At 62.7% G+C, this 13,238-nt stretch carries 13 protein-coding genes; 10 read left to right on the top strand and 3 right to left on the bottom strand.

What is annotated here, in order from left to right:
* Positions 1–23 precede the first annotated feature (23 nt).
* Both AC56LY_RS17920 and AC56LY_RS17915 read right to left on the bottom strand, forming a co-directional pair.
* The gene (locus AC56LY_RS17920) at positions 24–455 is read right to left on the bottom strand and encodes an OsmC family protein (RefSeq protein WP_499581702.1); all 432 of its coding nucleotides are present in this window, start codon (positions 453–455) and stop codon (positions 24–26) included.
* 3 nt (positions 456–458) lie between these two features.
* Entirely contained in the window at positions 459–797 is a 339-nt protein-coding gene (locus AC56LY_RS17915; RefSeq protein WP_499581700.1) for a hypothetical protein, read from the bottom strand.
* Between the two features lie 143 nt (positions 798–940).
* Between AC56LY_RS17915 and AC56LY_RS17910 the strand changes: the two genes are divergently transcribed.
* The 10 genes from AC56LY_RS17910 (at position 941) to AC56LY_RS17865 (ending at position 11,632) form a co-directional block, all read left to right on the top strand.
* Positions 941–1,825 (top strand): DUF3667 domain-containing protein, encoded by an 885-nt coding sequence (locus tag AC56LY_RS17910; RefSeq protein WP_499581698.1) that lies wholly within the window; start codon positions 941–943, stop codon positions 1,823–1,825.
* A 130-nt stretch (positions 1,826–1,955) separates the two neighbouring features.
* A complete protein-coding gene (locus AC56LY_RS17905) occupies positions 1,956–2,858 on the top strand; it encodes an NAD kinase (RefSeq protein ID WP_499581696.1) in 903 nt (300 codons plus the stop codon).
* Between the two features lie 76 nt (positions 2,859–2,934).
* Entirely contained in the window at positions 2,935–4,599 is a 1,665-nt protein-coding gene (gene recN, locus AC56LY_RS17900) for a DNA repair protein RecN (protein ID WP_499581694.1), read from the top strand.
* A gap of 77 nt (positions 4,600–4,676) precedes the next feature.
* Entirely contained in the window at positions 4,677–5,105 is a 429-nt protein-coding gene (locus AC56LY_RS17895) for an organic hydroperoxide resistance protein (RefSeq protein WP_499581692.1), read from the top strand.
* A 147-nt stretch (positions 5,106–5,252) separates the two neighbouring features.
* Positions 5,253–6,362: a ferrochelatase gene (gene hemH, locus AC56LY_RS17890; RefSeq protein ID WP_499503936.1), complete on the top strand. Its 1,110-nt coding sequence runs from the start codon at positions 5,253–5,255 to the stop codon at positions 6,360–6,362.
* 196 nt (positions 6,363–6,558) lie between these two features.
* Positions 6,559–7,122 carry a nucleotide exchange factor GrpE gene (gene grpE / locus AC56LY_RS17885; protein WP_183556083.1) on the top strand — a complete coding sequence of 188 codons (564 nt, stop codon included), beginning with the start codon at positions 6,559–6,561 and terminating at the stop codon, positions 7,120–7,122.
* Between the two features lie 93 nt (positions 7,123–7,215).
* A complete protein-coding gene (gene dnaK, locus AC56LY_RS17880; RefSeq protein WP_183556084.1) occupies positions 7,216–9,168 on the top strand; it encodes a molecular chaperone DnaK in 1,953 nt (650 codons plus the stop codon).
* Between the two features lie 107 nt (positions 9,169–9,275).
* Entirely contained in the window at positions 9,276–10,403 is a 1,128-nt protein-coding gene (dnaJ, locus tag AC56LY_RS17875) for a molecular chaperone DnaJ (protein WP_183556085.1), read from the top strand.
* A 172-nt stretch (positions 10,404–10,575) separates the two neighbouring features.
* Positions 10,576–11,274: a carbonate dehydratase gene (gene can / locus AC56LY_RS17870; protein WP_258836003.1), complete on the top strand. Its 699-nt coding sequence runs from the start codon at positions 10,576–10,578 to the stop codon at positions 11,272–11,274.
* Between the two features lie 4 nt (positions 11,275–11,278).
* Positions 11,279–11,632: a nucleotide pyrophosphohydrolase gene (locus tag AC56LY_RS17865; protein ID WP_499561335.1), complete on the top strand. Its 354-nt coding sequence runs from the start codon at positions 11,279–11,281 to the stop codon at positions 11,630–11,632.
* Positions 11,633–11,645: 13 nt separating this feature from the next.
* Here the strand turns inward: AC56LY_RS17865 and gabD are convergent, their stop codons facing one another.
* Positions 11,646–13,100 (bottom strand): NADP-dependent succinate-semialdehyde dehydrogenase, encoded by a 1,455-nt coding sequence (gene gabD, locus AC56LY_RS17860; RefSeq protein ID WP_499581689.1) that lies wholly within the window; start codon positions 13,098–13,100, stop codon positions 11,646–11,648.
* Positions 13,101–13,238 lie beyond the last annotated feature (138 nt).

Raw genomic sequence — 13,238 nt, 5'->3', positions numbered from 1 at the left:
CCCATGCGCATCCAATCCCGCTATCAGCTTTCGAGCTTGGCGTCGAGCGTGATGGTGGCGTTCAGCAGTTTGGACACCGGGCAGTTTTCCTTGGCCGTGGTCGCTGCCTTGTCGAAGGCTTCCTGGCTCGCGCCCGGGATCTTCGCGCGCAGTTCCAGGTGGATCGCCGTGATCGAGAAGCCGCCTTCGACTTTTTCCATCGACACGGTGGCCTTGGTGCGCAGTTCGTCGGCAGTCAGGCCAGCCTGACCGAGCTGGCCCGACAGCGCCATCGTGAAGCAGCCGGCGTGCGCCGCACCGATCAGTTCTTCAGGGTTGGTGCCTGGTGCATCTTCAAAGCGGGTGTTGAAGCCATATGGCTGGTCCTTCAGTGCGCCGCTGCCGGTCGACACCTGGCCCTTGCCATCCTTGATGTCACCACTCCATACGGCGCTGCCGTCGCGTTTGATTGTCATGTCTTAATTCCTTTCGTTGGTGTTGTCAGTGTCGTCGTCTTTTGCCTCGGGCGCCGGTTCGGCCTCGTGGTCGCGCATGTCGCGATGGCGGTCCGGCAGCGGGGTGGCCTGGCCACTCGCGCCCGGCGCCGCATCGACGGCTACCGAGATGCCCGGGGTGCCGCGTGCTTCGGTGTCGATCAGGCCTTGTTCGAGGTCGGCAGCTGCCTGCTTCATGATGCCGCGCGGCTCGGTGTCCTGGCCGTCCGGCGTTTCATCGCGTTCGTGCGGCTGGCGTTTGACGCCATCGTTGCCCATCGGTTCGTCCGTATTCACGGCGCGGTCTTTTGCATTGGTCGCCATGGCGATCTCCTTTGTATTTTCGTCATCCTCATCCTAACTGCCCACGCCCAAAACAGTCGCTCAATTGAACTTTGTAAATGTGATGCTTTTTTGCAATTACATGGCTAAGATAGGATCACGAACGTGTTGACGAAAGATGCACCGTGACGCCTGATACCCTGCCGCAGCACGCCACCTCGGTCTGCAAGAACTGCCGCGCCGCCACCGATGGCAACTATTGCCATCAGTGCGGCCAGGCCACGCATCTGCACGTGCCGAGCGCGCGCGAGTTTCTGCACGAATTCATCGCGCATTACGTGGCGCTGGAAGGCGCGCTGTGGAAGTCGCTTGGCGGGCTGATCTTCAAGCCGGGCTTTCTCACCTGCGAATACATTGAAGGCCGGCGCGCGCGCTACCTGCAGCCGCTGCGCCTGTATCTGACCTTCAGCATCATCTTTTTTGCGCTGTTCAAGTTCAGCGGGATGGAAGTAATCAATCTCGGCGAAGAGATCCCACCGTCGGCCGTCGTCGTGTCCGGTGACAGGAAAGCCCCTGAGCCTGCCACTGAATTTAATCGCGCCGTCGCGCCCCTCGTGACTGGCGCCGGATCGTTCAATGCCACCCTGGGCCAGAAAGTCCAGCACTTCCTTGACCTGCCGCGGCGCGATCAGGAAGTGGCGCTCAAGGGGGCATTCTTCAGCTATACGCCGTATGCGGTATTCGCGCTGATGCCAGTGTTCGCCTTTTATCTGCGCATCCTGTACGTGCGCACGGGGCGGCGCTATGGCGAGCATTTCCTGTTTGCGCTGCACACCAATGCGTTTGCCTTCCTGATGTTCAGTGTGCTGCTGACGCTGCCACCGATGCTGGATTTCCTGGAAGTGCCGCTGTTGCTGTGGTTGCTGTTGTATCTGCCGCTGGCGATGCACAGGGTGTATGGCGGCGCCCGTCTGGCCACGGGTCTGCGCTGGATCGTGCTGAGCCTGCTTCATGTGCTGAGCCTGATCCTGGCGGTGATGGTTGCCATGGGCGCGGCACTGGTGGGCTGAACTTGCGGGACCGGGGCGGCGACCGGTATACTGTGCATCTGTACAGTGTTTGCCGAGCGCTGCTATGGCAGCCGCAGGAATTATCGGTTAATCTCCAGCGTGTTGTTAACCTACTACTGCCGAGATCGCTATGCCCGCTTCGCCCCAACCGCAACAGATCATCGCGCTCGTGGTGCGGCATAACACGCCAGGCGTCGAAGAGCCGGTCAGCCGCATCCGCGATTTTCTGGCCGGGGCCGGCTACCGTGTCGTGTTCGAGGCCGATACCGCCGCCAATCTCGCGCTCGAGAACCTCGAATCGATGACCGTGGCCGAGATCGGCGTCCAGGCGCAGATCGGCATCGTCCTGGGCGGCGACGGCACCATGCTCGGCATTGCGCGCCAGCTGGCCGAATACGATATCGCCCTCATCGGCATCAATCTGGGGCGCCTGGGCTTCATCACCGACATCGCGCTGGACGACATGCTGCCCCAACTGAGCAACATCCTGCAGGGCCGCGCGCGGCGCGAAGAGCGCACGCTGCTCGAGGCGCGCGTCATGCGCGATGGCGTGCTGATCTTTTCCAGCGTGGCCGTCAACGACGTGGTCGTGGCGCGCGGCACCGGCGCCGGCATGGTTGAACTCAAACTGAGCGTCGACGGTCAATTCATGTACAACCAGCGCTCGGACGGCCTGATCGTCTCCACGCCCACCGGCTCGACGGCGTATGCGCTGTCGGCCGGCGGGCCATTGCTGCATCCAAGCCTGGGCGGCACGGTGCTGGTGCCGATCGCGCCGCATGCACTGTCGAACCGGCCGATCGTGGTGCCCGACACGAGCGAGATCGTGGTTGAACTGGTCAGCGGGCGCGACATCAGCGTGAACTTCGACATGCAGACCTTCACGAGCCTGCAACTGGGCGATCAGATCGTGATCTCGCGCTCGCCGCACACGATCACGTTCCTGCATCCACTCGACTGGAGCTATTACCACACGCTGCGCCAGAAACTGCACTGGAACGAGTACCCCACCAACGACGGCAGGCTCAAGTAAGTTATCCATCGCAGCCGCCCGCATTTGCTACAGAGTCGTCAAAGAATCGCCCTAACCGCCGGAGACCCGATTTTTCATGCTGCGCACACTTACCATCCGCGACTTCGTCATCGTCGACGCCATCGAACTGGAATTCTCGAACGGCTTCTCGGTGTTCACCGGCGAAACCGGCGCCGGCAAGTCGATCCTGATCGATGCGCTGCAGCTGGCGCTGGGCGGCCGCGGCGACGCCAGCATGGTGCGCGAAGGCGCTGCCAAAGCCGACATCACCGCTGATTTCGCACCGACCGAGGTGGCGCGTGTCTGGCTGGCCGAACACGAGTTCAGCGCCGACGAGGGCGGGGCGCTGCTGCGCCGCGTGATCGACAACGCCGGCCGCTCCAAGGGCTATATCAACGGCGTTGCGGCCACGGCGGCGCAACTGCGCGAGCTGGGCGACCTGCTGGTCGACATCCATGGTCAGCACGCGCACCAGAGCCTGCTCAAGCCCGACGCCCAGCGCGCGCTGCTCGACAACCAGATCGGCGTGCGCGATCCGGCCGCGCGCATCGAAGCGCAGGAAGTGTCGCAAGCCTGGCGTACGTGGCGCGCGCTGGTGCGCCAGCGCGAAGAATACGAGGCCGATGCCAAGAACGTGCTGATCGAGCGCGAGCGCCTCGAGTGGCAAGTGGCCGAGCTCGACAAGCTGGCGCCGAAGGCCGGCGAGTGGCTCGAGATCGGCAACGAGCACAGCCGCCTGTCACATGCCGCCACGCTGCTCGAAGGCGCGCAGGAAGCGCTGGCAGCGATCTCCGAATCCGACCATCCGATCCTGTCGCAACTGTCGGCGCTCAACGCCAAGCTGGGCAAGCTGGTCGACGTCGATACGCAGCTGCAGTCGGTGCTCGACTGCATGGAGCCGGCGCGCATCCAGCTGCAAGAAGCGGTGTCCGAACTGAACACGTATATCGACAAGGTCGAGCTCGACCCGGCGCGCCTGCGCGAAGTCGATGCGCGCATGGAAGCGCTGCACACGGCGGCGCGCAAGTACCGCGTCACGCCTGAAGAACTGCCGGACGAACACGCGCTGCTGGCCACCAAGCTGCGCCAGCTGGCCGACGCCACCGACATCGATGGCCTGCGCAAGCAGGAAGAAAAGGCCGAGGCGGCGTACATGGACGTGGCCGGACGCCTGTCGCTGCGGCGCGCGGCCGCGGCGCACGAGCTAGGCACGCAGGTCACGGCGGCGATGCAGGAGTTGAGCATGAGCGGCGGCAGCTTCGCCATCGGCCTGAACCGCGGCGAGCCGGGCGCGCATGGCCTGGAGCACATTGAATTTCTGGTGGCCGGCCACGCGGGCGTCGTGCCGCGCGCACTGGCCAAGGTTGCGTCGGGCGGCGAGCTGGCGCGCATCTCGCTGGCGATCTCGGTCATCACATCGAATGCGACGACGGTGCCGACGCTGATTTTTGACGAAGTCGACACCGGCATCGGCGGCGGCGTGGCCGAGGTGGTGGGGCGCCTGCTCAAGCGCCTGGGCCAGCAACGCCAGGTGCTGTGCGTGACGCACTTGCCGCAGGTGGCCAGCCAGGCGAACCAGCACTTCCAGGTGGCCAAGGGCACGACCGATGCCGGCCGCACGGTCTCGCGCATCGACGTGCTCGACAAGCGCGCGCGGGTCGAGGAAGTGGCGCGCATGCTGGGCGGCATCGAGATCACCGAGACCACGCGCAAGCATGCGAGGGAATTGCTGGCGTCGTGATGGTTTGCATGGCGCGGGCCCCGGGTGGTTTTGTGGCACAGTAAACATCCCCATCAACCACTCCGGAAGGAACTCGCATGAGCATCGAAAAAGTCCTGTATCGCGCACAAGCCACGTCGCAAGGCGGCCGTGAAGGCACGTCGAAAAGTTCGGACGGCGCCCTGGAGGTGACGCTGTCCACGCCGAAGGAACTGGGCGGAGGTGGCGGCGCCGGAACCAATCCCGAGCAGCTGTTTGCCGCTGGTTATTCGGCCTGCTTCCTGGGCGCGCTGAAATTTGTCGCGGGCCAGGCCAAGGTCACGCTGCCGGCCGACCTGACCATCACGGGCGACGTCGGCATCGGTCAGATCCCGACCGGCTTCGGCATTGAAGTCGACCTGAGCATCAAGGGCCCGGGCATGGACCAGGCCCAGCTGCAGGAGCTGGTCGACAAGGCCCACATCGTGTGCCCGTACTCGAACGCCACCCGCAACAACATCGACGTGCGCCTGCACGTGAGCACCTGATTCTGATTCTGACCTCGTGCTAGCCTTGCCGGTCCGTGGTTCGAACACCACGGACCGGCAACCCAAAGCGCGCTGACCCGCTGTTGGGTCCTGCGGGCAGGACATGTCAGACTTATAATGGCCAGATCCTGTCCTCAAAGCACCCTCATGTCATTTCGCCCTGAACCGCCTTACACCCACGGTACCATCCCGCGCAGCGCGGTGTTGCTGGTCAACCTCGGCACGCCTGATGAGCCCACGCGCGGCAAGGTGCGCAGCTACCTGAAGCAGTTCCTGTCCGACCCGCGCGTAGTCGAGGTGCCGCGCCTGGTCTGGTGGTGCATCCTGCACCTGATCATTTTGCCGTTCCGCTCGGGCCAGTCGGCCGCGAAATACCGCACGATCTGGACCCGCGACGGTTCGCCTCTGCGCGTGAACACGGCCCTGCAAGCCACGCGCCTGCAGGCGATGCTGACCGAACGCGGCCACGAAGACGTGAGCGTGGCGATGGCGATGCGCTACGGCTCGCCATCGATGCCCGAGGTGCTCGATCGCCTGAAAGAGGAGGGTGTCGATCGCATCGTCGTGCTGCCCGCCTACCCGCAATATTCCGGCACCACCACCGCTTCGATCTGGGATGCCGTGTTCCAGCACTACGCGAAGGTGCGCAACATTCCCGAGCTGCGCCTGGTGAAGCACTACCACGACCACGAAGGCTATATCCACGCGCTGCGCGACAACGTGCTGGCGCATTGGGACAACCATGGCCGCGGCCAGAAACTGGTGATGAGCTTTCACGGCGTGCCCAAGCGCACCCTGCTGCTGGGCGACCAGTACCATTGCGAGTGCTATAAAACCGCGCGCCTCCTGGCCACCGCGCTCGACCTGTCGCAGGACGAATACATGGTCACGTTCCAGTCGCGCTTCGGCAAGGCCGAGTGGCTGCAGCCGTACACCGCGCCCACCGTCGCGCAACTGGCGCGCGATGGCCTCGAGCGCATCGACATGATCTGTCCGGGCTTTACCAGCGACTGCCTGGAAACGCTGGAAGAAATCTCGATGGAAGTGCGCCACGATTTCGAAGCGGCCGGTGGCAAGGAGTTTCATTACATCCCGTGCCTGAACGCGTCGCCGGCCTGGATTCAAGGCCTGGCCGAAATCGCCGAGCAGCACCTGATCGGCTGGCCGACGATCCTGACGCCGGCCCAGCGCGAAGCGCGCCGCATCGATGCCGAACGAGGCGCCGCGCGCGCCAAGAGTCTCGGCGCTCCCAACTAGTCCATACCGACTTGCCTGTTGACAACCTGCTAAAATAGCGGGTTGTTGGCGCTGCAGGGCCGCATTTGCCTGAATTTCAGATGGCTTTCCTGCAATTCCCCTTGAAATTGTAGGAGATCGCCCCATCTGGTGCGCTGTGTATCAATCAGGATACGTTTTTAAATCAGCCAAGTCCTTGATTCCAGGAGTTTTTCCGATGCAAGACCAAGAAAACAAAGAAATGAGCAACGAGCAGGATGTACAGGCGCCTGGCGCTGACATCAACGATGGTGCTACCGCTGGCGCTGCGCAGGCGGGTACGCCGGGCCTCGAAGAACAACTGAGCGCCACCGAAGCCAAACTGGCCGAGATGCACGACGCCTTCATGCGCGCCAAGGCCGACGCGGAAAACATCCGCCGCCGCGCCCAGGAAGACGTCAGCAAGGCCCACAAATTTGCGATCGAAAGCTTCGCCGAGGCCATGGTGCCGGTGCGCGACAGCCTGGAGATGGCACTGAAGGTCGAAGCGCCGACGGTCGAGTCGATCAAGGAAGGCGTCGAAATGACGCTCAAGCAGCTCACCAGCGCGTTCGAAAAGAACCGCCTGGTCGAGGTGCTGCCGCAAGTGGGCGACAAGCTGGATCCGAACAAGCACCAGGCCGTTGCCGTGGTGCCGGCGGAGCAGGAAGCCAATACCGTGGTCACCGTGCTGCAAAAGGGTTACATGATCGCCGACCGCCTGCTGCGGCCAGCCATCGTGACGGCAGCAGCACCAAAATAAGAATGGCCGCGTGCCGCGTAATGCTCTTGAAAGCACGCCGTTTTTCCCAATATTGAATCCATCAGAAACTCAGCATATAAAAAGGAATACATCATGGGCAGAATTATCGGTATCGACCTTGGCACCACGAACTCGTGCGTGGCCATCATGGAAAACGGTCAGCCAAAAGTCATCGAGAACGCTGAAGGTGCGCGTACCACGCCATCGATCATCGCTTACCAGGAAGACGGCGAGATCCTCGTCGGCGCGCCGGCCAAGCGCCAGGCTGTAACCAACCCGAAGAACACGCTGTTCGCAGTCAAGCGTCTCATCGGCCGCAAGTTCGATGAAAAAGAAGTACAAAAAGACATCTCGCTGATGCCATATGCCATCGTCAAGGCCGACAACGGCGACGCATGGGTTGGTGTGCGCGACAAGAAACTGGCTGCCCAGCAGATCTCGGCTGAAGTGCTGCGCAAGATGAAGAAGACCGCCGAGGACTACCTGGGCGAAGAAGTCACCGAAGCGGTCATTACCGTGCCGGCGTACTTCAACGACTCGCAGCGCCAGGCAACCAAGGATGCCGGCCGTATCGCGGGCCTGGACGTCAAGCGCATCATCAACGAGCCAACCGCTGCCGCACTGGCATTCGGCCTGGACAAGACCGACAAGGGCGACCGCAAGATCGCCGTGTATGACCTGGGCGGCGGCACGTTCGACGTCTCGATCATCGAAATCGCTGACGTCGATGGCGAAAAGCAGTTCGAAGTGCTGTCGACCAATGGCGACACGTTCCTGGGCGGCGAAGACTTCGACCAGCGCATCATCGATTACATCATCGACGAGTTCAAGAAGATCAACGGCCTCGACCTGTCGAAAGACGCGATCGCCCTGCAGCGCATCAAGGCCTCGGCCGAGCGCGCAAAGATCGAACTGTCGTCGTCGCAGCAGACCGAAATCAACGAGCCGTACATCGCCATGGCGAACGGCGCGCCGGTCCACCTGAACCTGAAGATGACCCGCGCCAAGCTCGAGTCGCTGGTGGAAGAGCTGATCATCAAGACGATCGAGCCATGCCGCATGGCCATCAAGGATGCCGGCGTCAAGGTTTCGGACATCGACGACATCATCCTGGTCGGTGGTATGACCCGTATGCCGAAGGTGCAGGAGAAGGTCAAGGAGTTCTTCGGCAAGGAAGCACGCAAGGACGTCAACCCGGACGAAGCCGTCGCTGTCGGCGCTGCGATCCAGGGCTCGGTCCTGTCGGGCGAGCGCAAGGATCTGCTGCTGCTGGACGTGACGCCACTGTCGCTGGGTATCGAAACCCTGGGCGGCGTGATGACCAAGATGATCCACAAGAACACCACGATCCCGACCAAGTTCTCGCAGGTGTTCTCCACTGCCGACGACAACCAGCCGGCCGTGACCATCAAGGTGTTCCAGGGCGAGCGTGAAATCGCGGCCGGTAACAAGGGCCTGGGCGAGTTCAACCTCGAAGGCATCCCGCCAGCATCGCGTGGCACGCCACAGATCGAAGTGACCTTCGACATCGACGCCAACGGCATTCTGCACGTCGGCGCGAAAGACAAGGCCACTGGCAAAGAGAACAAGATCACCGTCAAGGCGAACTCGGGTCTGACGGAAGAAGAAATCCAGAAGATGGTCAAGGACGCCGAGCTGAACGCCGAAGAAGACAAGAAGGTCAAGGAAATGGCGGAAGCGCGCAACCAGGGCGACGCCCTGGTGCACTCGACCCGCAAATCGCTGACCGAATACGGCGACAAGCTGGAAGCCGGTGAGAAAGAGCAGATCGAAGCGGCAATCACCGACCTCGAAGGCGCGATCAAGAGCGGCGACAAGGCGGACATCGATGCCAAGACGGCAGCTCTGTCGAGCGCGTCGCAGAAGCTGGGCGAAAAGATGTACGCCGACATGCAGGCGCAGCAGGCTGGTGGTGCTGGCGCGGCCGGTGGCCCAGGCGCCGGTGCAGCCGGTGGCGAGCAGTCGGGCAAGCAGGACGACGACGTTGTCGACGCCGACTTCAAGGAAGTCAAAGACGCGAAGTAAGCGTCTCCGGCGCGAAGGCCTTGTGCCTTCGCGTACAGGCCGAGCCGACACCTTTCAGGTACTCGGCTCGGTTTTTTTGGTTTAAAGAATTCATTTAGGTGCCGACCATGGCGAAGCGTGATTTTTACGAGATCCTTGGGGTCGCAAAGGGTGCGTCGGAAGACGAGATCAAGAAGTCTTATCGCAAGCTTGCGATGAAGTTCCACCCTGACCGCAATCCGGACAACAAGGAAGCGGAAGAGAAGTTCAAGGAGGTCAAAGAGGCCTACGAGATGCTGACCAACCCGGAGAAGCGCGAAGCGTATGACCGTTATGGTCATGCGGGCGTCGATCCGAACAGCGGCATGGGCGGCATGGGTGGCGGCGCCGGTGGCTTCGGCGATGCGTTCGGCGACATCTTCGGCGACATCTTTGGCGGTGGCCGTGGTGGGCGCAGCGCCGGCCCGCAGGTGTACCGCGGCGCCGACCTGCGCTACAACCTCGAGATCACGCTGGAACAGGCCGCTCACGGCTTCGACACGACGATCCGCGTGCCGAGCTGGGACAAGTGCGACACCTGCCACGGCAGTGGCGCCAAGCCGGGCACGCAGCCGGTCACCTGTACTACTTGCGCAGGTCACGGCCAGGTGCGCATGCAGCAGGGCTTCTTCAGCGTCCAGCAGACCTGCCCGAAATGCCATGGCAGCGGCAAGATCATCCCTGAGCCGTGCGCGGCCTGCGGCGGCGCCGGTCGCATCAAGCGCAACAAGACGCTGGAAGTGAAGATCCCGGCCGGTATCGACAACGGCATGCGCATCCGCTCGTCGGGCAATGGCGAACCGGGCACCAATGGCGGGCCGGCGGGCGACCTGTATGTGGAGATCCACATCAAGCCGCACACCGTGTTCCAGCGCGAAGGCGACGACCTGCACTGCGAAATGCCGATCTCGTTCTCGAAAGCGGCTTTGGGCGGCGAAATCGAAGTGCCGACCCTGACCGGCAAGGTGTCGTTCACAGTGCCTGAAGGCACCCAGACCGGCAAGACCTTCCGCCTCAAGGGCAAGGGCATCAAGAACGTGCGTTCGGGCTACACGGGCGATCTGTTCTGCCACGTGATCGTCGAGACGCCGGTCAAGCTGACCGACAAGCAGAAGGACATGCTGCGCGAGTTCGAACGCCTGACGATCGAGGGCGGTGCCAAGCACAGCCCGCAGAGCAAAGGCTGGATGGACAAGGTCAAGGACTTCTTCGAGTAAGTCCACTTACCGCTGAACGGCATATGCCTTCAGCGGTTTTTTTTGCCTGTTTGGTTGGCTCGCCAACGCGGTTATACTCCCCCTGTTTCGAGACCTACCCGCCTTTGAAGCCTGCTCCAGAACAGGCCTGGCAACGCCCCTTTTGGGACGGTAATAAACATAAGGAACCAATATGGACAAATACAAGACCAAGGGATTGACCGCGGCAGAGCTGTTCGAACGCAACCGCACGTGGGCCGCCACGATGGTGGCCGAGGACCCGAACTTCTTCAAGGCGCTGTCGGAACAGCAGGCGCCGGAATACCTGTGGATCGGCTGCTCGGACAGCCGCGTTCCTGCCAATGAATTGCTGGGCATGGCGCCGGGCGAACTGTTCGTTCACCGCAATATCGCCAACGTCGTCGTGCACTCCGACCTGAATTGCCTCTCCGTGCTGCAGTTCGCCATCGACGTGCTGAAGGTCAAGCACATCATCATTTGCGGCCACTACGGCTGCTCGGGCGTGCACGCGGCGCTGACCGATGCGCGCGTCGGCCTGGCCGACAACTGGCTCGGGCACGTGCGCGACGTGCGCGACAAGCACGGCAAGTACCTGGGCCACGTGAGCGGCCGCGCCGCCACCAACCGCCTGGTCGAACTGAACGTGGCCGAGCAGGTCATGAACACCGCCCACACGACCATCGTGCGCGATGCATGGGAACGTGGCCAGCCGCTGACCATCCACAGCTGGGTGTACGGCGTGCACGACGGCCTGCTGCGCGACCTGGGCATCACCGTCAGCAGCTTCGAAGAGATCGAACCGAAGCTGCGCCGGGTGCTCGATGGCTACGTCGATGACGGCGTCGTGCGTGAAGAGCGGCGTGGACAGTGATTTGATGCGACTGCGCGCGCTGGTGCGCGCGTTCGTCGACGAGCGGGACTGGGATCAGTTCCACACGCCGAAGAACCTCGCGGCGGCCTTGACGGTCGAGGCGGCCGAGCTGCTGGAGCATTTCCAGTGGCTGCAGTCGGGCCGCGCCGAAGAACTCGGCGCGGATAAGCTGGTCGAAGTGCGGCACGAGATGGCCGATGTGCTGGTGTATCTCGTGCGGCTGGCCGACAAGCTCGACGTCGACCTGGTCGCGGCGGTCGAAGAAAAGATGGTGCTCAACCGGGCGAAGTACCCGGCCGAGCTGGTGCGCGGCGATGCACGCAAGTACTACGAGTACAAAGAGTACAAAAAAACGTGATCGCCGGCGCCGCTTACATGCCGCCCATGCAGATGTATTTCACGACCAGATAATCATCCATCCCGTAGGTCGAGCCTTCACGCCCCAGGCCTGATTGCTTGACCCCGCCGAACGGCGCGACCTCGGTCGAGATGATGCCGGTATTGACCCCCACCATCCCGCTCTCGATCGCCTCGGCCACACGCCAGACGCGGCCGATGTCGCGCGCGTAGAAGTACGACGCCAGCCCGAACTCGGTGTCGTTGGCCATGGCAATCACGTCGTCTTCCGTCTTGAAGCGGAACAGCGGCGCCAGCGGGCCGAAGGTTTCTTCGCGCGCCACCAGCATGTCGGACGTCACATCGGTCAGCACCGTCGGTTCGAAGAAGCTGTGCCCCAGTGCGTGGCGTTTGCCGCCCAGGAGCAGCTTGGCGCCCTTGGCCTGCGCATCCTCGATGTGCTGTTCGATCTTGCGCACGGCTTTTTCTTCAATCAGCGGGCCTTGCGTGACACCTTCTTCGCGGCCGTCACCCACCTTCAGTTTGCCCACCGCCACGGCGAGCTTGCGCGCGAATTCGTCATACACGCCATCCTGCACGTACAGGCGGTTGGCGCAGACGCAGGTCTGCCCCGCATTGCGGAATTTCGAGGCGATCGCACCCTCGACCGCCGCATCCAGATCGGCATCGTCGAACACGATGAACGGCGCATTGCCGCCCAGTTCAAGAGAAATCTTCTTGACCGTCGGCGCGCATTGCTCCATCAGCAGGCGCCCCACGGCGGTCGAGCCGGTAAAGCTCAGCTTGCGCACGAGCGGGTTGCCCGTCATCTCGCCACCGATGGCTTTCGAGTCGCCAATGACGACGCTGAACACGCCTGATGGCACACCGGCGCGCTCAGCCAGCACGGCCAGCGCCAGCGCTGACAGCGGCGTGAGTTCGGCCGGCTTCAAGACGATCGGGCAACCGGCGGCCAGCGCCGGCGCGACCTTGCGGGTGATCATCGCAGCCGGGAAGTTCCACGGCGTGATCGCGGCGCACACGCCAATCGGCTCCTTGGTCACGACGATGCGTTTATCCGGCCATGGCGAAGCCAGCGTCTCGCCGGCCACGCGCTTGGCTTCTTCGCCAAACCACTCGAAGTAAGAGGCGGCGTAGGCGACTTCGCCCTTGGCCTCAGCCAGCGGTTTGCCTTGTTCCAGCGTCATCAGCAGCGCCAGATCGTCGGCATTTTCCAGCATCAAATCGGACCAACGGCGCAGGATCGCGGCGCGTTCTTTCGCGGGCAGTTTGCGCCACGCCGGCCAGGCCGCGTTGGCGGCATCGATGGCGCGCTTCGTTTCGGCAGCGCCCATGTGCGGCACGCTGGCCACGGTCTCGCCATTGGCGGGATTGGTCACGGCAATGGTCTGGCCGTCGTCGGCGTCACACCAGGCGCCGCCAACAAAGGCTTGCTGGCGCAGCAGGGAAGGGTCTTTCAAATTCGGCATAGTGTCCTCGTCAATTCATGTCGAGCATCGGCTGCAGAGCGCGGATGCAAGCCGTCATGGTAGACCCATTTGCAAACGAACGTGCCGCCGCGCCCGATTACTGCATACTGAAATTCTCGAAATTGTGATGACTTTTGG

The sequence above is a fragment of the Telluria sp. ZT3P25 genome, assembly GCF_059685895.1.
This window is presented reverse-complemented; position numbering and strand designations above follow the sequence as displayed.